Annotated in this window: 16 protein-coding genes; 14 read left to right on the top strand and 2 right to left on the bottom strand. The window is 32.6% G+C overall.

The window, feature by feature from the left end; all coding sequences use genetic code 11:
• Positions 1-529 precede the first annotated feature (529 nt).
• The 6 genes from Q0998_RS13060 to Q0998_RS13035 all read left to right on the top strand — a co-directional run bounded on the left by Q0998_RS13060 (position 530) and on the right by Q0998_RS13035 (position 9,786).
• Complete coding sequence (locus Q0998_RS13060) at positions 530-3,628, top strand: TonB-dependent receptor (RefSeq protein ID WP_299670419.1); 3,099 nt, start codon at positions 530-532, stop codon at positions 3,626-3,628.
• 10 nt (positions 3,629-3,638) lie between these two features.
• The gene (locus Q0998_RS13055; protein WP_299670418.1) at positions 3,639-5,015 is read left to right on the top strand and encodes a RagB/SusD family nutrient uptake outer membrane protein; all 1,377 of its coding nucleotides are present in this window, start codon (positions 3,639-3,641) and stop codon (positions 5,013-5,015) included.
• A 28-nt stretch (positions 5,016-5,043) separates the two neighbouring features.
• Complete coding sequence (locus Q0998_RS13050) at positions 5,044-6,486, top strand: DNRLRE domain-containing protein (RefSeq protein WP_299670417.1); 1,443 nt, start codon at positions 5,044-5,046, stop codon at positions 6,484-6,486.
• A gap of 17 nt (positions 6,487-6,503) precedes the next feature.
• Positions 6,504-7,250, top strand: coding sequence for a glycoside hydrolase family 16 protein (locus tag Q0998_RS13045; protein WP_299670416.1), 747 nt, complete (start codon positions 6,504-6,506; stop codon positions 7,248-7,250).
• A gap of 81 nt (positions 7,251-7,331) precedes the next feature.
• Positions 7,332-8,099 (top strand): glucosamine-6-phosphate deaminase, encoded by a 768-nt coding sequence (locus Q0998_RS13040; protein WP_299670415.1) that lies wholly within the window; start codon positions 7,332-7,334, stop codon positions 8,097-8,099.
• A 91-nt stretch (positions 8,100-8,190) separates the two neighbouring features.
• Positions 8,191-9,786, top strand: coding sequence for a family 20 glycosylhydrolase (locus Q0998_RS13035; protein WP_299670414.1), 1,596 nt, complete (start codon positions 8,191-8,193; stop codon positions 9,784-9,786).
• Between the two features lie 96 nt (positions 9,787-9,882).
• On the opposite strand, the gene Q0998_RS13030 is transcribed toward Q0998_RS13035, so the two are convergent.
• Positions 9,883-10,905: a LacI family DNA-binding transcriptional regulator gene (locus tag Q0998_RS13030; protein ID WP_299670413.1), complete on the bottom strand. Its 1,023-nt coding sequence runs from the start codon at positions 10,903-10,905 to the stop codon at positions 9,883-9,885.
• Between the two features lie 283 nt (positions 10,906-11,188).
• On the opposite strand from Q0998_RS13030, the gene Q0998_RS13025 reads away from it, so the two are divergent.
• From Q0998_RS13025 to Q0998_RS13015, 3 genes are read left to right on the top strand one after another with little or no spacing between them, the layout of a single operon-like run.
• A complete protein-coding gene (locus Q0998_RS13025; RefSeq protein WP_299670412.1) occupies positions 11,189-12,667 on the top strand; it encodes a sodium:solute symporter family protein in 1,479 nt (492 codons plus the stop codon).
• The gene (locus Q0998_RS13020) at positions 12,660-13,823 is read left to right on the top strand and encodes an amidohydrolase family protein (protein ID WP_299670411.1); all 1,164 of its coding nucleotides are present in this window, start codon (positions 12,660-12,662) and stop codon (positions 13,821-13,823) included. Before Q0998_RS13025 ends, Q0998_RS13020 begins: the two co-directional genes overlap by 8 nt.
• Before the next feature lie 12 nt (positions 13,824-13,835).
• Positions 13,836-15,446 (top strand): beta-N-acetylhexosaminidase, encoded by a 1,611-nt coding sequence (locus Q0998_RS13015; RefSeq protein WP_299670410.1) that lies wholly within the window; start codon positions 13,836-13,838, stop codon positions 15,444-15,446.
• A gap of 103 nt (positions 15,447-15,549) precedes the next feature.
• On the opposite strand, the gene Q0998_RS13010 is transcribed toward Q0998_RS13015, so the two are convergent.
• On the bottom strand, positions 15,550-16,629 hold the full coding sequence (locus Q0998_RS13010; RefSeq protein WP_299670409.1) for a substrate-binding domain-containing protein: 1,080 nt from the start codon (positions 16,627-16,629) through the stop codon (positions 15,550-15,552).
• A gap of 187 nt (positions 16,630-16,816) precedes the next feature.
• Between Q0998_RS13010 and Q0998_RS13005 the strand changes: the two genes are divergently transcribed.
• The 5 genes from Q0998_RS13005 (at position 16,817) to Q0998_RS12985 (ending at position 22,163) form a co-directional block, all read left to right on the top strand.
• Positions 16,817-17,644 (top strand): SDR family oxidoreductase, encoded by an 828-nt coding sequence (locus Q0998_RS13005; protein WP_299670408.1) that lies wholly within the window; start codon positions 16,817-16,819, stop codon positions 17,642-17,644.
• A gap of 165 nt (positions 17,645-17,809) precedes the next feature.
• On the top strand, positions 17,810-18,991 hold the full coding sequence (gene uxuA, locus Q0998_RS13000; protein WP_299670495.1) for a mannonate dehydratase: 1,182 nt from the start codon (positions 17,810-17,812) through the stop codon (positions 18,989-18,991).
• A gap of 228 nt (positions 18,992-19,219) precedes the next feature.
• Positions 19,220-20,059: a 5-dehydro-4-deoxy-D-glucuronate isomerase gene (gene kduI, locus Q0998_RS12995; protein WP_299670407.1), complete on the top strand. Its 840-nt coding sequence runs from the start codon at positions 19,220-19,222 to the stop codon at positions 20,057-20,059.
• 4 nt (positions 20,060-20,063) lie between these two features.
• On the top strand, positions 20,064-20,858 hold the full coding sequence (locus Q0998_RS12990) for a gluconate 5-dehydrogenase (protein WP_299670406.1): 795 nt from the start codon (positions 20,064-20,066) through the stop codon (positions 20,856-20,858).
• Between the two features lie 153 nt (positions 20,859-21,011).
• Positions 21,012-22,163 carry a DUF4861 family protein gene (locus Q0998_RS12985; RefSeq protein ID WP_299670405.1) on the top strand — a complete coding sequence of 384 codons (1,152 nt, stop codon included), beginning with the start codon at positions 21,012-21,014 and terminating at the stop codon, positions 22,161-22,163.
• Positions 22,164-22,166 lie beyond the last annotated feature (3 nt).

Genomic DNA, 22,166 nt, shown 5'->3' with positions numbered 1-22,166 from the left:
AAGGTGTTGGAAAATAAATTTCTGTACCCATATTTACTGTCAGTCAGTTTTAGAGATATCTTTTTGTTGAAACTTTTTATTTGAGATAAACCCGTTGTGCATTTTGAGTTTAAATATATTCCAAAATATCAGTTCAAGTGATTTTTTGATAAAAAAAATTGTATAGAGAACTAGTTTAGAAACGAAAATTCTTATTCTCGATACAAATTTCACTCATTTCAATCGTGAAATTCACTACCATTGACATAGCTTTTAAGTTACTGTTTTACAGATTATTAATATATGTCTGGTCGAGCGCAGTCGAGACCTCATTAAAACCTCTCGACTGCGCTCGAGGAGACATTACGTCATTCCAACCGCTTGATAAAAATTTTTTCTTGGGTCTCGAATTGACAGAATTTATCAAAATGCACAACGGGTTTGAGATAAATATAATTCTATATTTAGTTAAATATTATGCAAACGTTTGCATAATAAAAGTATTTTATTATATTTGATGAAAATTACACTCAAAATAAATATTTAATTTATGAAAAAATCAGCTCAAAACCTTTTTTCAAATCTCTTAGCTTGGAAATTTGTAAATAAATCAACTGTTTTATTTTTTATGTTTTTGTTTTTTGTTGTGCAGTTGCAATCGCAAGATTTTTCGATAAGTGGCAAAGTAATAGATGAGGTTACAAATGAACCTATAGCAGAGGTTACTGTAATTCTTAAAGGATCTAATATTGGGGTGCTTACTGAAATTGATGGATCTTTTAAAATGAATGAAGTATCTGCAAATAGTGTTTTAGTATTTTCCTATTTAGGGTACGATTCCTTAGAGATCATTGTTGGAAATAAAAAATTCTTTAATGTAAAATTATCACCAGCATTAAATGTACTTGACGAATTGGTTGTTGTGGCATACGGAGTTAAAAAGAAAAGAAATATAACAGGTGCTATCGTTTCTATAGATAGCGAAGAGATAACTCAGACCAGTTTACAAGACCCTATATCTGCCTTGCAAGGTAGAGCTGCGGGTGTGCAAGTGGTCTCAAATTCTGGTGCTCCTGGTGGAGGAATGTCTATAAAAGTTAGAGGTAATTCTTCATTAAATTCGGGCAACACGCCACTTTACGTGGTAGATGGTGTTCCCATTGAATCAAATTCACTGTCTTCACTAAATGGAACCGAAAATTTTGGATTAAATCCACTAGCAGATATCAATCCTAATGATATTGAATCTATAGAAATACTAAAAGATGCCGCTTCAACAGCAATATACGGTTCTAGAGCAGCAAACGGCGTGGTTTTAATTACTACTAAAAGAGGAAAATCTGGAAAAACACAAATAGACGTTAATATTTTTACAGGTATCAGCGAGATCACAAGAAAATTGAGTGTTTTAAATGCGAGTCAGTACAGAGCAGTAATTATTGATTCCTATAATAATATGGAGAATCCAAACATTCCCAATGGGATTGTTTTAGATTCTTTAAATCCTAGAAACAATGGCGATGTAGATTGGCAAAAGGAATTGTTGGTACCCGCTCCTCAGCAGAAAATAGATGTTTCTGTAAGAGGAGGTTCAGAAAACGTTAAGTATGCTTGGAGTTCTTCATTCTTAAATCAAGATGGGATCATTTTAAACTCTAATTATAGAAGAGTTACCTCTAGATTAAATGTAGATTTTAAAGCTTCAGAAAAATTAACTTTTGGTCAAAGTATTTCTTACACAAATGCTTTCAATAAAAGAATCAATGCTGGAGGTACCAATAACTTAAGTATCATCAGAGAATTATTAATTCGTCCCCCAATTTTTGCATTATACTTACCAGATGGTTCTTACAATGGATATCAATTTGGAAGAAGAAACCCTGTTGGACTTGCAGAATTAGCCACAAATAACAACAAAACCAACAGAATTATTGGCAATCAATATGCTGAATATAACATTCTAGAAGGACTTAAGTTAAGAAGTAACATCAATTTAGACTTTTTATCTATGAAAGAAGATAAATTTCTCCCAGCTACGTTAGATTATCGTGAAGGTTATAATAGTGGTGAAGTAAGAGCAATTAATAATTTAACATGGGGTAATGAAACAATTCTGACTTATAATAAACAGTTCAAAGAAGATCACAACTTCTCTGCGTTGGCAGGTTTTAGTTTTCAAAACTGGCAATATGAAAGAACGGGTTTAGATGGTGATTTCTTTTCAAGCGATAATATTATAACGCTAAATGGTGCAGGAACTATTTCAAACCAAGAAGTAAATATTACCACAGAACATTCTTTATTATCTTATTTTGGTAGAGTTTCTTACGATTTTAAAGGGAGGTATCTATTTGAAGCCAATCTTAGAGCAGACGGTTCGTCTAGATTTGGGAAAGATCAAAGATTTGGTTATTTTCCATCTGTAGCTTTAGGGTGGAGATTTTCTGATGAATCTTTTTTCGAAAATATAAACTTTTTAAATGATGGAAAAGTACGTTTAACAGCAGGACAAACGGGTAATGAGGCTATTGGAAATTATACGGCTCAAGGAGAATTTGCTGTTGGATCAAATTATTTAGATTTTTCTGGAGCATCTCCATCCGTAATGTCAAACGCTGGTTTAACATGGGAAACTACTACGCAGTATAATATAGGGTTAGATTTGTCTTTCTTAAACAACAGAGTAACACTTGTTGCAGATGCATACCTTAAAGTAACAGATGATTTACTATTTAATGTACCCATACCTAGAACAACAGGGTTTTCTTTTGTAACGCAAAACATTGGGAGCATAGAAAACAGAGGTATTGAATTCACGTTAAATTCTAGAAATTTAGTGGGAGATTTTAAGTGGGATACCAACTTTAATATTAGTACAAACCGCAATAAAATAACAGATCTTCCAGACAATGTATTAACCAATGGGTTTATTCAAAATGGAAACTATCATATTTTAAAAGAAGGAAGCCCAATAGGTACTTTTTATGGTTGGAAATTTAATGGAGTCTATGCAAGTGATGCTGATAATGTAGACCAAGTAACAAATGGCGCATTAGGTGCCATCTACAAAGGTGGAGACCCTATTTGGGATGATGTAGATGGTAACAATATTATTGATAATGATGATAGACAAATAATTGGAGATGCTACACCAGATTTCTTTGGAGGCATCACCAATAATTTTTCTTATAAAGGCATTAGTTTAGGTTTCTTCTTGCAATATTCTTATGGGAACGATATTTATAGTGAAATAAATCATCAGCGAAACTCTGTTGTAAGGTATAACAACCTTTCTACAGATGCGCTAGACAGATGGAGAAACCAAGGAGATGTCACCAATTTTCCAAAACCAGTAAGAGATGACCCTTTGCAGTCAGACAGCAGAATTCAAAGTCGTTGGGTAGAAGATGGTTCTTATATAAAATTGAAAAATGTAAACCTAAGATATAGTTTACCAAATACTGTGATTGATAATTTAGGCTTAAGAAAGGTAGAAGTATACGCTTCTGCTTTAAATGTAATTACTTGGACGCGTTATACGGGTTTTGATCCTGATGTAAATTCATACAGTGGATTAAGAGAAGGAGTAGATGAGGGTTCTTATCCTCAAAGCCGCACATTTATTTTAGGATTAAATATTGGTTTTTAAATAACGAATTATGAAAAATATAAAAAAGATTAAAAGAACCTTATACTACGGATTAATTATAGGAGTTATATTTTCCTGTTCAGATATATTAGACAAAGATCCAGTGAGTAGTTTTTCTGGAGAAGGATTTTACAAGACCTCCAGTGATGCCCAAGCAGGAGTTTATGGCATTTATGACGCTACACAGTCTATATTTCGAATTAATTTTTCTTATTGGGGAGAAGGTAGAGCAGATGCTGTGAACACCAATCATTCAGGAGATCCTTTAGCCTTGCAACAAAACACATTAAGTCAAGATATCACTTCTGCAAGTTGGAATACTATTTATGAAACTATAAGTCGTGCCAATTATGCCATTAAATACATTCCTTCAGTATTTGAAACTGAAAGTGAATTTAGCCTACAACTTATTGCGCAAGCAAGAGCCCTAAGAGCACTCTCTTATTTTTATGCAGTAAGAGTTTGGGGCGATGTACCCCTGGTAACAGTACCCTATGAAAGTGTTGAACAAGAATTCTTTATTTCTAAAACAGATAAAGAACTCGTATTAAATCAAGTAGTGGAAGATTTAGTTTTTGCCTCTGAAAATTGTAGAGATAATTTTTCTGGAGACAATACGAGAATACTTTTTACTCAAGGCGCAGCACATGCTTTTTTAACACAAGTCTATATGTGGAGAAAAGAGTATGAAAATGCTATTGAATCTGCAGAAAAAGTAATTGCAAATCCGCTTTATTCTTTAGTTACTATAAACGATTGGTCTAAAATTTTTACTTCTGGGTATTCGAATGAAAGTATTTTTGAAGTTGGTTATAATGAAGTTCAGACGAATGCACTGCGCATTTTATATGCTATTGGTTCAGATAGTGATTATTTTCCAAGTGTTTCTTTTAGAAATTCTTTTGAAGACGGAGATTTAAGAAAAGATCTTATTTATGACACTACTGCCGCAGATCCAAGAAAAATTTGGAAATTCTTCGGACAAGGTTTTAATGATGAAAGCGCAGATCCATCAGCAAATAATATTGTATTGGTACGTTTGGCAGATATTATGCTTCTAAAAGCAGAAGCACACAATAAATTAGGCGATACAAATGAAGCTTTAAGACTGCTAAATTTAATTCGTGAAAGAGCAGACTTACCAGAATTAAACCTAATAGAAGCCAATAATTTATACGGAGACTTAGAAACGGCAATACTTCATGAAAGATCAATAGAATTATCTTTTGAAGGACACAGATGGTTCGATTTGGTAAGAACAGGTAGAGCTATTAGTACCATGAATCCTATAAACGGATTAAGTGACGAGGCGAATCTAGTATGGCCTATTCACGAAGATGCAATCAATAGAAATCCTAATTTAGAGCAAAATTCATTCTATAAATAATAAAACATAATAATTTAAACTCAAGAAAATGAAAAATAATAAGATATTGCTATATGCTGCAATGGGAGTCTTCTTTTCGGTTGTTTTAAGTGCGTTTTTTAGTTGTGAAATTCAAGAAGATTTTTCATACAAAAATTCAGGTTCAACAGCTGAATTAGATATCAATGCTTGGGCATATATTCAAAAAAATGATTCTTTGGCTTTGTTAGAAGAAGCTATAAAACTTACTGAAACTCAAAATTTATATGAGTCTAGTTCAAAAAGAACCTTTATAGCACCAACAAATGAGGCTTTTAAAAAATACCTTACAGATAATTCGTATCAAGACTTATCTGAAGTTCCAGTTCCAATTTTACGGAATGCCATTAAGTATCACATTGTAAATGCTGTGGTATCTTTTGATGATCCAAATATAAGTGAACGTAACAATCCCTTGCCGTATCCTAGTGAAAATGGACAAACAATTTATTTATCTCGTACAAGCGCTTACACAGGTCTTATTAATGAAGGAACTAACAAGCAATGGGAAATAATTACCTCAAACTTAAAGCCAACAAATGGTGTAATTCATGTACTATCATCAATTGTTTACTTTTCTGCACGTTCAACTTCAAACACACCAGACCCAGAAGTGGTAAGAGATACCATATTTGCTATCGCAGATACGTATGTAAATGGAGGAAGTAATTCAGGTACAAACTATGGTTCCGCAGATAGAATTAGAGTAAAAAGTGCTGCAAATACAGACTTTTTAAGAAAAGGATTTTTAATGTTCAATTTAAAAGATTTTGACAAACCTGGTGTTGTGGTAGAGATGAATTTAGAATTAGACGTAAAGTTTACAGCAGCTAAAGGAATCGATTTTGATATTTATGAAGTAAAAGATACACTTTGGACAGAAGTAGGAATCAACTTTAACAATGCACCGTTTCCAACAACAGATAGAATCGCAACTATAACAACATCAAAAATAGCTACGTTTGAATTTGATCTGATTGATTATTATAAAGGTTTAACACACAACGGAAAAATAGCATTTATGTTGGACCAAGAAGAGGGTAAAGATGAAACTGATGAATTTTGGACTAAAGAAAATACTGGAGGTAATAATGCACCCATGTTAATTGCACGTTTTGCTTCTGGAAATACGACTTTAATCATTGAAAAAAATACTGGATTTTCGGTGGCAAGTGGTGAAGCGTATGCTTTAAATAAAAATGTTTTAGAGGTTTCTGGATCTATACCAGCAGACATTAGTTTTAGCATTCAACAAGCACCACAAAATGGTTGGTTGGTGAGAGGTGCAAGTATTCTGCAAGTGGGTGATTCATTTACTCAAGAAGACATAGATGTTATGAATGTGGTTTACATCAACAACGGTACTGGTACTCAAGATGCAATTACTGTAGCTGGTAAAGATAAGGCAGGCGCAACTTTAGCTGCATTCGATATAAACATTACAATACAGTAAAGAATCTAAATTTGTCAATGAAATATTCTATAAATATTGTAATTTATGTAGCTTTTATTTTTACTACTGTAAGTTCTTGCGATAAGAGTAAAGAAGAACCAGTAGCACAAGAACCAACAACAAGAGTCATTAACTTTTCTGGTTTTGAATGGATTGTACGCACTTCTGATGCTAAAAAACAAGGCCCAGGACCAAATTTATTTTCTAATTCAGAAGATAACGTTTGGGTGGATAACGAAGGTAGATTGCACCTTAAAATTATAGAAAAAGGGGGTAATTGGTATTGTTCTGGCATTACATTAAGAAAAACTTACGGTTTTAAAAAATATGTAATTTATGTGGCAAGTAGAGTAGACCAATTAGATGAAAATGTTGTTGGTGGTTTATTTACGTATAAAAATGATGATGAAGAAATTGATATAGAGTTTTCTAGATGGTCAGAAACAAATAATCAGAATTCTCAATTTGCAGTGCAGCCTTCTTACATTTCTGGAAATAAAACGAGATATAATTTAAATTTGACTAGCAATTTATCCACTCATTTTTTCGATTGGCAAGCCGATAAGATTGAATTCGGCAGTTATCAAGGGCATACTTTAAATCCTGATAGTAAAGACATCATTAGTACTTGGACGTATACAGGAACTAATATTCCGCCAGAAAATGAAGAACGATTTAAAATAAATTTATGGTTGTTTAGAGGAAATGCACCAACAAATAAAGAATCAGCAGAAATGATTATCGAGCGGATAGAAATTTTATAATACTATTGAATGATTTTCGAACTTTTTTCTCAATTAAGTACTATTTCTAATAGTTAAATCTCCCCTAAATACAAACAAATAATGTCAAATTTAGATCAAAAAATTAATATTTTTCCAAACAAAAGAGAAACTGGTAATGCTGCCGGAAAAGCATTAGAAGATTGTATTGTAAAATTACAAGGTGTTAAAGATAAAGTTCGCATTATTTTTGCTGCAGCACCTTCTCAAGATGCAGTATTAAATTATTTAACAAAATCAACTTTAATTGATTGGAGTAAAATAGTTGCCTTTCATATGGACGAATACATTGGTCTACAGCCCAATGCTCCTGAATTATTTTCATCTTATTTAAATAAGAAACTTTTTTCTAAAGTTAAGATTCAAGAAGTACATACCATTAATGTACACAATGGGATCTCAGAAGAAATTGAGAGATATGAAAAATTACTAACTAAAACACCAATAGATATTGTTTGTTTAGGAATTGGTGAAAATGGTCATATTGCATTTAATGATCCGCCAGTAGCAAATTTTAACGATCCAGAAGTTATTAAAATGGTACAATTAGATGATGCCTGTCGCATGCAACAAGTAAATGATGGTTGTTTTGATACGATTATAGATGTTCCAAAAACGGCAATAACATTAACCATTCCAACACTTATGAATGGTGCTAATTTGTTTTGTGTGGTTGTGGGAAGTAAAAAAAGTGAAGCGGTAAAAAATACTCTTTCTGGCGTAATTTCAACAGCTTGCCCAGCTTCAATTTTAACAACACATCCAAATTGTACCTTTTATTTTGATCAAAAAGCATTTAAAAAAAATAAAGATTTTATAAATGCCCTTTGAAAAATTAACAAGTAATAAAATGACTTTAGTTATCAATTATCATTAGATTACTTAAATTTTTGTGCTCTAAATATGCCTAACATTAAAGCTTATGTTTAAAACAAATAAAAAAATAGATACTAGATTTTTCTTAACCTTTTTATTCCTCATAAATCTGGTGTTATTTAAAACAACAACTGTATCAGCGCAACAAGCTGTAAAAATAGATTTTCTTAAAAACACTAAAAACTTTAAAGTCAAAGGGTTTCATTTAGATTTACGAATCCAAGTGATGACGCCTAAAGCACTAAAAGAGTTTGCTAGTGAGCTTTCTAAAATGGGCATGAATACATTAGTTTTAGAATGGGAAGGAACCTATCCTTTTGAAAATCATGTGGCTATTTCAAACAGATATTCTTACACTAGAGCAGAGATAAAAGACTTTATTGCGCATTGTGAAAAATTAGATATGGATGTGATTCCGCTACAACAAACATTAGGTCATGTAGAATATATACTTCGAAACACTAGATATAGTAACCTTAAAGAAGACAGGAAAGACATTTCGCAACTTTGTCCTATGGAAGTTGAGGACAATAAAGAGTTATTTGCTGAATTGTTTCGTGATCTTTCAGAAACACATAATTCAAAGTATATTCATATTGGCGGAGATGAAACTTATTTACTAGGGCATTGTGATAAATGCAAACAAAAAGTGGCAAAAGAAGGAAAATCAAAATTGTTTGTAGATCATATGAAAATGATTGCAGACTTGGTAATTTCTTTAGGGAAAAAGCCAGTAATGTGGGCAGATATTATATTAAAATATCCAGAAGCAGCGTCAGAATTACCAAAAGAGACCATTTTTGTAGACTGGAATTATGGTTGGAAAATAAATCATTTTGGTGATATTCCGAATCTTCAAAAACAGGGTTTTACTTTTTGGGGAGCTCCAGCCATACGTTGTCATCCAGACAATTGGTATGTTACAGATTGGACAACACATTTTAAAAATCAGAAAGAATTTATTCCGTATGCTCGTGAAGCAAATTATCAAGGTATTGTAATGACTTCTTGGTCTACAACTGGTGTTTATGGTTTTACTTGGGATGTTAATTATGATGTTATAGATATGGTGCAAGTAAGAAACACTTATCCACTTGCTGGTTTTCGTATTTTAATTGCCAGTTACGCCGCCGCTTTGGAAAGTAAAACACCTATCAAACCAAAGGAATTTGTTTTAGAATATGCTAAAAATAGATTTGGATTAAATTCTAATGATGCTCAAATCTTCTCAAAATTTTTATTTGCTTCTCCAGAATTGATTAAAAATGGAAAACCAACCAAAAGTGATAACATCAAATCAATGATTCTTGATTATTGTAAAATAAGAGACGAGTTAGTGAAGCTAAAACCTAAAAGAAATGAGAAAGAATTGAATCATTTTAAATTGATGGCAGATTTAAGAATTCATTATTTAGATTTTAGAGCCGTAGAATCTCAATATAATTCAGTTGGTTTTAAAATTTCCCAAACTCCTATTTTGGTTGAAAGATTAGATGCTATTTTAAAAGAAGCGGAAGTATTAAATATGCGATTTATCAATTTAAACAAAGGATTTCTATATGATTCTGAATTAGAAGAACAAAACGAATTAAGAGTGCAAGCTGTACATGTTTTGAGAGATCGTTTGGTGAAGTTGAAGTAAATTGTATTTATATAAATTATTTTTCATCACATAGTAACATAGTTTCACATAGCCTATGTTTTCTATGTTGCTATGTGTTAAATATTGCCTGTTTACTCAATTCAATTTAGATGATTCTCGAATAATCAACTCGGTTTTTAGAGTTATTATTTCAGAATCTATAATATCGTTATCATCTTCTATTTTACGAATTAATAATTTTGTTGAAGCTTCACCCATTTGGAACGCGCGGTCATTAATTGTTGTTAAATTGGGCTCAATAATTCTAGAAATAGGATAGTTACTAAATCCTACAATAGCCACTTGTTGCGGAATGTTAATTCCTCCTTTTCTAAAAACTTGAATAACACTTACTGCTGTATAATCATTCGCACAAAAGATACCGTCTGGTAGTTCAGGTAGTGCTAAATATTTTTTAGCACAGTTTACACCTTCGTCATAACTTAAATTATTAGTGTGCATAATTAGAGCTTCGTCTATTGGTAATTTATATTTTTTTAAAGCAGCTTTATACCCCTCTAAACGAGCGTTAAATATAGTAGTTGTTTGGTTACCTGCAATATGACCTATTCTCTTGCAGCCACTTTTTATCAAATGTTTTGTAGCTGTATAAGCAGATTCAAAATCGTTAATTACAATTTTATTTGCATCAAAATCAGTAGGAACTCTATCATAAAAAACAAGCGGAACACCAAGTTTATCAAATTTTTTAAAATGATCACAACTTTTGGTTTCTATACTTAAACAACCAATGACACCATCGACCATTCTAGTTTGAAGAATTTTAGTAATTTCTTTTTCTCTTTTAAGAGAGTTTTTAGATTGAAAAATAGTAACGTTATAATTGTTTTTATAAGCATAATCTTCAATACCACTAATAACAAGTGAGTGAAAGTGTATGTCTATTCTAGGAACAATAATACCTAAAGACCGCGTTTTTTTCATTCTAAAACTAGAGGCTATAGAATTCGGGGTAAAACCCAAAGTATCTGCTTTTTTTTGAACTCTTTTTTTAGTCGCATCACTAATGGCAGGATGATTTCCCAAAGCTCTAGAAATAGTTGAAGGAGATAGATTAAGATCTTTAGCTAAATCTTTTAAGGTAATTCTGTTTTTCATACGGTGTACTCAAAATATTGCTCTAAAATACAGTTATTTTATTGGCAAACTTGCTGTTAGTCTTTAAGTGACAAGTTGCTATCACTAATTATATTACAAGATAAGCAAAGTTAGAGCTTTTTTATAATACAAATATATCTAATAAAATTCAATTTAACGCAAACGTTTGCATAGTGTGAAAATTTTATTTAGATTTGTCCAGTTGTGTCAAAAAAGATTCAGTAATTTAGAACAAACTTACCTTGAATCAAAAATGAGAACACCACCAACATAAAATAACTGTATGCAATTACTTGATTGGATCGTCTTAGCTTTTTACTTTATTCTTTTAATATCCATCGGATTGTGGGCGTATTCCCGAGTTAAGAGTTCTGCAGATTTTTATACCGCTGGCGGAAAATTACCTTGGTGGTTGTCTGGTGTTTCACATCATGTGTCAGGGTATAGTGGAGCCGTTTTTGTTGCCTATGCAGGTATTGCATACACACATGGTTTTACCTTATATATCTGGTGGGCTTTTACGGTTGCAATCGCAACATTATTAGCTGCTTTTTATATTGCACCTAGATGGGCAAGGTTAAGAAAGTTTTCAAGCATACAATCGCCAACAGAATATCTTCTCATAAGATACGATCTTAAAACGCAGCAATTGATTGCTTGGGCGGGTTCTATTATAAAGGTTTTTGATACGGGAGGAAAATTAGCAGCAATTGCAATTCTATTAAATGTTTTTAGTGGCACTTCTATAACTTTCGGTATTTTGCTAGTAGGTATAGTTTCTTTAATTTACATTACTATTGGTGGCTTATGGGCAGATGTATGGAATGATTTTGCACAATTTATTGTTCAATTATTGGCAGGTATTACCATGTTTGTGATCATTATTATAAATTCAGATGATGGCATTATGAGCATTTCAACCGTTTGGGAAAAACTTCCAGAAGGAAATTCAGATTTTTTTAATGATCCGTATACCATTGCTTTTGCATGTACCATGTTATTAATTAATTTCTTTAGCTACAGTGGAGGTACTTGGAATCTTGCCACTCGTTTTATATCGTCATCTTCAGCAAAAGTTGCTAAAAAAGCAGGTATTTTATCTTCTATTCTCTATCTTATTTGGCCTTTGATTTTGTTGTATCCTATGTTTGTAGCGCCGTTATTTTTAGAAAATCTTTCAGATCCTACACTTTCTTATGGTTTAATGGCTAAAAAGTTTTTACCAGCAGGTTTGCTCGGTTTAGTGTTGGCTTCTATGTTTGCAAATACACTCTCCATGACATCATCAGATTCTAACACCATTTCTGCAGTTATTTGTAGAGATATTTTACCAAATATTTTTCCAAGATTCCGAAACCTATCGCAAAAAAAAGAGTTGAGATTAGCCAGAATATGTACGTTTTGTTTTACCGCAGTAACCATTATTGTAGGATTAAATGCGAGCAGTTTTGGTGGCATCTTCGGATTGATAGTTACTTGGTTTGCCGCTTTATTAGGTCCCATTTCTGTACCTATGATTTTAGGTTTATTGCCAGCATTTAAAAGAAGTGGTAGTACAGCTGCTATAGCATCTATTATTGGTGGCTTATTGGTATTTGTAATTTTAAAATTGATGGAACAAAAATCACTTGCATTAGAAATGGGAGGCCCAATTTTGGCTTCTTTACTAATTTTTATACTTGTTGGATTTTTCAACAGAAAACCAATTCCACAAAAAATAACAGTATTACATTTGAATTTAAACAAAAGTTCAAATGGATAAAAATACCATTTTTGAAGCATTAGATTACAGAACTAATAATCCAATTAATGTTGAGGTTGAAAAGGGCTACATTAAAAGAATCTCTGAATGTAAAGAGGAATTAGATTCTGCATATTATATAGCTCCAGGTTTAGTTGATCTTCAAGTAAATGGTTTCAAAGGAATAGATTTAAACAATTTAGAGTTACAGGTTTCTGATGTTGATGATTTATGCGAAGTGCTTTTAAAAAAAGGAATCACCAATTTTTATCCAACAATAATTACCAATAGCGATGAAAGAATCACCTCATTATTAACTACAATTTCATTGGCTTGTGAAAATTCAGCAAAAACAAATTGTTGCATTGCAGGAATTCATTTAGAAGGACCATTTATTTCACTGGAAGATGGACCACGTGGCGCACATGCTAAAGCATTTGTAAAAGCTCCAGATTGGGAATTATTTACAAAATGGCAACATGCTGCAAAAGGTAAAATACGCATGATTACGTTATCTCCAGAATGGGCAGCATCTACAAACTTTATTCAAAAATGTGTAGCATCTGGTGTTGTATTGTCTATTGGTCATACAGCCGCAAGCCCAGAACAGATTCAAGAGGCAATCAAAGTCGGAGCAACCATGTCTACACATTTAGGAAATGCTTCTCACGCCAAGTTGCCACGTCATCAAAATTATATTTTTGAGCAATTGGCTTCAGATAATCTTTGGTCTACCATTATTGCAGATGGTTTTCACTTACCAGATTCGCTCTTAAAAATTTTTATAAAAACGAAACCAAATAAAACTATTTTGGTGAGTGATGCAACATCTTTTGCAGATTTTCCAGCTGGTGACTATACAAGTCATATTGGTGGTGAAGTAACCCTAGATTCCTCTGGAAGATTGTTTATAAAAGATAATCCTAATATGCTTGCAGGTTCAGCGCAATCTTTGCTTTGGTGCGTACATCAATTAATTGAAAAAAAAATACTGTCTTTAAAAGACGCTTGGAATATGGCATCCATTAAACCAACAGAAGCACTTTTTGGCAGTTCTAATAATCTTTTACAAGTTGGGCATAAAGCAAACTTGGTAATTTTTGAAAAAAATAATAAGGGTTTAGAAATTATCAAAACGATTCAATCAGGAGCAATAGTTTTTTCTAAAATAAATTAAAATTTTTGAAATATGAATACCTCAAAATTAAAATTTACCATCGTATTAGTAGTCTTATTTGGGTTGAATATACAGAGCCAAATTAATATTATTCCACGTCCTTTGGAAATAGTTTTAAAGGATGCTTTTTTGGTTTTAAATGATAAAACAACAATAATCTCTAACAATCAAACGAAAGAAGAAGCAAAACTGTTGTGTTCATTTTTAAAAAACGGATTCAACAAAAAACCAAAAATCAGAAAAAAAGGAAACGGAATTCAACTAGTCATCAATTTAAATTTAGAAAAAGAATTAGGAAAAGAAGGTTATCGTTTGATGGCAAAAAACAATTCAATTTTAATTGAAGGAGCCACTAAAGCGGGTTTATTTTACGGAATTCAATCTTTTAAACAAATTTTACCAGTAGATTTCAGCAATAACAACTATCAAAATAAATCAATAGATTTTCCAGTTGTGTCGATTTCAGATACACCACGTTTTCAATGGCGTTCTTTTATGTTGGATGAATCTCGTCATTTTAAAGGAATGGAAGCTGTTAAAAATCTATTGGATGAAATGTCGAGGTTAAAAATGAATGTTTTTCATTGGCATTTAACAGATGATCAAGGTTGGAGAATTGAAATCAAAAAATATCCAAAACTAACGGAAATTGGGAGTTATCGAAAAGACACACAAGCTAGTAGAAAAAGTCCAGATAGAGTAGGTTTTTCACATTCAGGTTTTTACACGCAAAAACAGATTAAAGAAATTATTAAATATGCACAAGAAAGACATATAAAAATTATTCCAGAAATTGAAATGCCAGGTCATGCAACGGCTGCCATCGCTTCTTATCCGTGGCTTGGAATTTTAGGAACTACTACAGAAGTTACGCAAGAATTTGGAAAGTTACCCGATTCTTTTAATATCGCAGACCCAAAAGTAACTCAATTTCTTACCGACGTATTAACAGAAGTGTTTGAACTTTTTCCAACGGATATTGTGCATATTGGAGGAGATGAGGTAAACTTTAAAACCTGGGAAAACTCTAAAATGATTCAAGATCAAATTAAAAAAGAAGGTTTGACATCTCCTGCTGATTTACAAATATTTTTTACCAATCAGATGTCTATTTTTATGGATAAAAATAAGCACCGTATGATGGGTTGGAATGAGATTCTTGGAGACAATCTTCATAAAGAACATCAAAATTCAAATATGGAAGTGAAGCAAAAATTAGCTGAAAATGCAATTATCCATTTTTGGAAAGGAAGTTTAGAGCTTGTCAAAAAGGCAGTTACAAACGGTCACGATGTTGTAAATTCGTTACATTCTATGACGTATTTAGATTATAATTACAAGTCCATTCCGCTTTCAAAAGCATATTCATTTGATCCAATACCAGAAGGTTTAGATGAAAAATACCATGATAAAATTTTGGGTTCAGGATGTCAAATGTGGAGTGAATGGATTCCAACTGTTGAAAAAATGAATGCTCAAGTTTTCCCTAGATTGGCAGCTTATGCCGAAGTAGGTTGGACGAAAAAATCAAACAAAAACTATGAAAAATTCATCATTGCTTTAGAAGAAATGCAAAAAAGATGGGATATCATAGGTATTAATTATCACAAAGGATTTGACTAGATAGTATACTAGTAGTTATTATATGAACATATTTACACACTATTTTGAAATTTTTTATTAAATAGGTAGGCTTTATAACTTTAAAATCAAATTTAGGAAAAGATTACTTTTCTACCTTTTCAAAAACCAATTCATTTCTTTCATTATAATCTACATTTTCTTTTGTTAAAATATCAATTGGTAAATATATTTTCTTAGTAGATAGCTCTTTTTTTATTTTTAAATAGTCTGTCATTAAACGAACAGCTTCATAACCTTGGTCAAACGGTTTTTGTGAGATTAAAAAAGAAACAGCATCGTTTTTTAAGCATTTGATATTTTGAGGTGTATTGTCAAATCCAATGAGCTCCAGTTTATTTAAATAAGCAGTGTTTAGACAATCAACAACAATATAAATTCTACTCGATGGTACAAATAAACCTTCAATTTCAGGGTGTTGTTTTAAGTAGTTTTTAATTCTTTCTTTCGTTTCTATAGAGTTATTTAAGTTTTCAATTTTTAATGTTTGCGTTTTAGAGTTTATGTTATTCTTTATAAAATAATCGTTAAAACCTTTAATTCTATTAGATACGGCGTTATTTTTAGTAATATTATATCTGGCTTGAATAATTAGAAATGTAGACGGTTTGGAGATGCTTAAATTCATAAGTTTTCCCGCAATATATCCAGCCATGTATGAATCTTGACCTACAAATGCCTTGTTGTTAAAACCTTCAATATCAATATTTAAAAATAAATAAGGAATGTTAAGAGCTTCTAATTTGCCAACAATTTGCTTTGTTTCTTTGGAGAAATTAGGCACCATGATGACTGCACTTGGCTTGGTTTCTAACAAAGCCTGAAACGAATTCAGATAAGAATCTGTGTCATATTGGTTAAATGTGAAATTATGTAGGGTAACACCAAAATTATGCACATCACTAGCACCTTTTAAAATACCTAAATGTGGCGATTTCCAAAATAAATCAGCATCATTATATTCTGGAATCAAGGTGGCAATTAAATATTTATTTTTCAAAGCCAGTGCACTGGCAACAGGATTTACGCTAAAATTATGATGTTCAAGAATTGCTTTAATTTTAGATGCTGTTTTTTTTGATACACCACCCCGATTGTGTATTACTCGATCAACCGTACCTTCAGAAACATTGGCTTTTTTAGCAATATCCTTTATTGTAATCATAGAATTTTTTTTTCATTTCTCAATATCTATAAGGTTTTAATACCACAAATATAATTGAGATAATATCGAGCAATTTAACGAAAAATAATGATTTTGTGTGCGTGCACTATTTTTTTTCTATATTTGTGTGTGCGTACACGAAAATAGATTGAATTTAGAAATTAATAGTAAAGTAAGAAATTATAATATGAATAAAACGATTGTATTAACTGGAGCTGGTGGTGTTCTATGCAGCACGTTGGCAAAAGCGCTCGCAAAAGAAGGCAATAATATTGCTGTATTAGATTTAAGAAAAGAAGCAGCAGATAAGGTTGCAGATGAAATTAATGCTGAAGGTGGAAAAGCAATAGGTGTTGCCGCAAATGTTTTAGAGAAAGACGCATTAGTTAAGGCAAAAAAGGAAGTAAATGATGCTTTTGGTAAAGTTGATATTTTAGTAAATGGTGCTGGAGGCAACCATCCTTTAGGAACCACTTCGAATCCGTACTTAGAGGCAGCAGACTTAATGAATACAACAGAAGGGTTTAAAACTTTCTTTGATTTAGATGTTAGCGGAATTCAATTTACTTTTAATTTAAATTTTATTGGAACCCTACTACCAACGCAAGTTTTTGCAACAGATATGGTGGGCAGAAAAGGATGTTCTGTGTTGAATATTTCTTCAATGAATGCCTTTACACCGTTAACAAAAATACCAGCGTATAGTGGTGCAAAAGCGGCTGTTTCTAACTTTACACAATGGTTGGCAGTTCATTTTTCTAAAGTAGGCATTCGTGTCAATGCTTTAGCTCCTGGCTTTTTCTTAACCGATCAAAATAGAAGTTTGCTAACAGAAAAAGATGGAAGTTTAACAAAAAGAGGACAACAAATTATAGATCAGACACCCATGGGGCGTTATGGCGAAGCTGAAGATTTAATCGGAACAACCTTGTGGTTGTGTGGTGATGCTTCAAAATTTGTAACAGGAGTTGTGGTGCCAATTGATGGTGGTTTTGCAGCGTATAGTGGGGTTTAATCCCATCCTAACCTTCCCAAAGGGAAGGAACTGTTGTGGAAAAAATAATATATAAATTCTTCATAAAGAAATATTGGAAAATAGATAAAAAACTCAAAAATTTTGAATTTAGAACAAAACATTAATAAACTTACGAACAAACCTCTTTCCATTGGAAAGGCTGGGATGGGTCTAGAACAAACTTGGCGTTGGTACGGACCCAATGATCCCGTTTCTTTATCAGACATCAAACAAGCTGGTGCAACAGGAATTGTTTCTGCGTTGCATCACATTCCAAATGGAGAAATTTGGACGGTAGAAGAAATTCAGAAAAGAAAAACAGCTATTGAAAATGTTGGATTGACTTGGTCTGTGGTAGAATCGGTGCCAATTCATGAAAACATCAAAACAAAATCTGGAGATTATAAAAAATATTACGAAAACTACAAGCAAACGTTAACCAATTTAGGTGCATGTGGAATTGATATTGTTTGTTACAATTTTATGCCCGTTTTAGATTGGACACGTACCAATTTAGAGTATGAAGTTTCAGACAATTCTACCGCATTGCGTTTTGAAGCAGCAGCATTTGCCGCTTTCGAGTTGTATTTGTTAAAAAGACCAGGAGCAGAAAACGAATATACTGATGTTCAAAAATTACAGGCAACGGAGTATTTAAAAAACGCATCAGATAAAGAGCAAAAAACCTTAATCAGAAATATCATTGCAGGTTTACCTGGCGCAGAAGAAGGTTATACTTTAGAAGAATTCAATGCCATTTTAGCAACCTATAAAAATGTGGGTACAAAAGAATTAAAAGCAAACTTGTTTTCGTTTTTAGCAGCAATTATTCCCCCAGCAGAAAAGGCGGGCGTTTTGATGTGTATACATCCAGACGACCCACCTTTTCCAATCTTAGGATTGCCAAGAGTGGTTTCTACAGAACAAGATATTGTAGATATTTATGATGCGGTAAAATCTCCAAATAACGGATTGACTTTTTGTACAGGTTCTTTCGGAGTAAGAGCAGATAATGATTTAGCAGGAATGGCAGCGCGTTTAGGAGATAGAATTCATTTTATTCACTTACGCGCAACCCAAAGAGACGCAGAAGGAAATTTTCATGAAGCAAATCATTTAGAAGGCGATGTAGATATGTATGGCGTAATGAAAGCCTTAGTTTTAGAACAACAAAAACGAATTGCCGCAGGAAGACAAGATGTAAGAATGCCTTTTAGACCAGATCATGGTCATAAAATGTTAGATGATTTAAAGAAAAAAACAAATCCTGGATATTCTGGCATTGGTCGTTTACGCGGTTTAGCAGAATTAAGAGGATTAGAAGTAGGAATTAGACGTTCATTATAAAAATTAAAATGTCCTTTAGAGCATTACTGAAATGAAAATACATTTTCATTGAAAGTAGCTAGCAAAGCTATCAAGAACTTAAAAAAACTTTTGGCTAAGCTCAATAGGATATAAAAAAAAATAAAAGATTTCATTTCACCACATAGAAAAATAGAAATCATAGAGCTAAGTAAACGATGTTCCTATGTGTTGAAAACCTTAAAGTAACGTGGTAAAGAACTAAAAAATATGGCAACAACTTTTGAAACGAGATATGCTTCAAGTCCGAAAGCAGTAAAACAATATGATACGCAAGCATTAAGAGATGAGTTTTTAATTCCCGACTTAATGGAAGCAGGAAAAATAAAGCTAACCTATACACACTATGATAGATATATTGCTGGTGGTGCGGTACCAACATCCCCTTTAACTTTAGAAACGATTGATCCTTTAAAAGCCAATTATTTCTTAGAAAGAAGAGAATTGGGCATCATCAATACAGGTGCAGATGGCAGTATTTCTGTGGATGGAGAAGTATATAAAATCAATCATAAAGACGCATTATATATTGGTAGAGGCGTAAAAGAAGTTGTTTTTAAAAGTGATGATCCTAACAATCCTGCAAAATTTTATATCAATTCTGCTCCAGCACATACACCGCATCCTACAAAAAAGGTGAGTTTAGCAGAAGCTAATAAAATTGAATTGGGAAGTTTAGAAACTGCCAATCACAGAACTGTAAATCAAATGATTATTGGCGGAATTGTAACCACCTGCCAATTACAAATGGGAATGACAGAGTTAAAAACTGGTTCTGTTTGGAATACCATGCCAGCGCATGTTCATGATAGAAGAATGGAAGTGTATTTGTATTTAGACATTCCAGAAAATCAAGCAGTTTGCCATTTTATGGGACAACCACAGGAGACACGTCATATTTGGATGCAAAATCATCAGGCAGTCATTTCTCCACCTTGGTCAATTCACTCGGGTTCAGGAACTTCAAATTATACATTTATTTGGGGAATGGCAGGAGAAAATTTAGATTACAATGACATGGATGTTGCAAAAATTACCGATTTAAGATAAAAATATGTCACAAACTTTATTTGATGTTTCAGGAAAAATTGCTTTAGTTACAGGTGCTACACATGGTTTAGGAATGTCTATGGCAATGGGTTTAGGAAAAGCAGGTGCAACCATTGTTGTAAATGGAAATTCATCACAAGAAAAAATTGACGAAGCTGTTAAAACCTATAAAACAGCAGGAATTAACACTGTTGGATACAAATTTAATGTGGCTGATGAAGCACAAGTAATTACAGCGATACAAAAGATAGAAAGCGAAGTTGGCGTGATTGATATTCTCATCAACAACGCAGGAATTATCAAAAGAACGCCATTGGCAGAAATGGAAGTTGCCGACTTTAAACAAGTAATTGATATTGACTTGGTCAGTCCTTTTATAGTCTCGAAACACGTTGTAAAGGGAATGATGGATCGCAAATCAGGAAAAATCATCAATATTTGTTCTATGATGAGCCAATTAGGTAGAAATACAGTTGGCGCGTATGCAGCAGCAAAAGGTGGTTTGGTGATGTTAACGAAAAATATGGCGACAGAATGGGCACGTTTTAACATTCAAGTAAACGGAATTGGTCCTGGTTATTTTGCAACTTCACAAACAGCTCCGATAAGGGTGGAAGGACACCCTTTTAACGAGTTTATAGTGAACAGAACCCCCGCTAAAAAATGGGGAGATCCGAATGATTTAGCAGGTGCAGCAATTTTCTTATCCTCTAAAGCGAGTGATTTTGTAAACGGACATATTTTATATGTTGATGGAGGAATTTTAGCAACTATTGGTAAGCCATCTAACGAAGAATAAATAAATAATTCGCAAGGTTTATATGCTGAACTTGTTTCAGTTTCAAAAACATCCTGCAAGGTTTCAAAAACCTTGTAGGTATAAATAAATAAGTAACAATACCTACAAGGTCAAAAACAGGCCTTGCAGGAAAAGAAAGTCAAATCAATTAAAATGAAAAAAATAATCTTACTTTTCCTTGCGATACCCTTTGTTATCAATTGTGATAAAAAAGCAAAAATCCTTTCCACTATTGAAATAAAAAATACTTTAAATATCGATAGAGAATTTGAAACGGTAGCAATTGATATTTCAAATTTTGATATTGAAAATTATCGTATTTCTGAAGAAAATTCAGAGGATAAGATGGTTTATCAGTTGGTTGATAACGATTCAGATGGAAAAAAAGATGTGTTATTATTTCAACCAAAAATAGCAGCAAATGCTACAAAAAAATATAGTTTATCAATTTCTGATGAAAAGCAAGATTCAGCAACAATACATTGTTACTCTCGCTTTGTACCTGAAAGAACAGACGATTATGCTTGGGAAAATAACAGAGTTGCTTTTAGAACCTACGGACCAACTGCCCAAAAAATGGTAGAAGATGGTGTAAAAGGCGGTACTTTATCAAGCGGAATGGATGCTTGGTTAAAAAGAGTAGACTATCCAATTATTAACAAATGGTACAAAGAAGAGATTTCTGGTGAAAGCTCTTACCATAAAGATACAGGTGAAGGATTGGATAATTTTCACGTAGGAATAAGTCGTGGAGTTGGCGGAATTGCAGTAAAAGTAGACACTTCTTACTATTATTCTAAAAATTTTACAGCCTATAAGACCATCACAAATGGCCCTATTAGAACCAGTTTTATATTAGACTATCAATCTTGGGATGCCAATGGAAAGCAAATCGAAGAAAGCAAACAGATTTCTTTAGATTATGGTCAGAATTTGTCTCGATTTGAAATTAATATCAAAGGAACAGCCGCTATTGCAGCAGGTTTAACTTTGCATAAAAAGGATGGAAATACCACTCAAAATAATGGCTGGATTAGCTATTGGGAACCTTTTGATGATTCAGAATTAGGACAAGGATTGGTTGCTACAGATGATTATTTTATCAATTCAGAAAAATATTCGACCTCTAAAAAAGACGAAAGTAATTTGTATGCCAATTTAAAAGTAGTCAACGGAAAAGTAATTTATTACGCAGGTTTTGGGTGGAAAAAGAGCAAGCAGTTTAAAACACAACAAGAGTGGGAATCTTACTTGGCAAATTTTGCTAAAAGAATTGAGAATCCACTAATAGTGACCAAATTATAAATT

The organism is uncultured Polaribacter sp., assembly GCF_947501385.1.
Classification (GTDB): Bacteria; Bacteroidota; Bacteroidia; order Flavobacteriales; family Flavobacteriaceae; genus Polaribacter.
The sequence above is the reverse complement of the archived record's forward strand: the minus strand, read 5'-3'. Positions and strand labels throughout refer to the sequence as shown.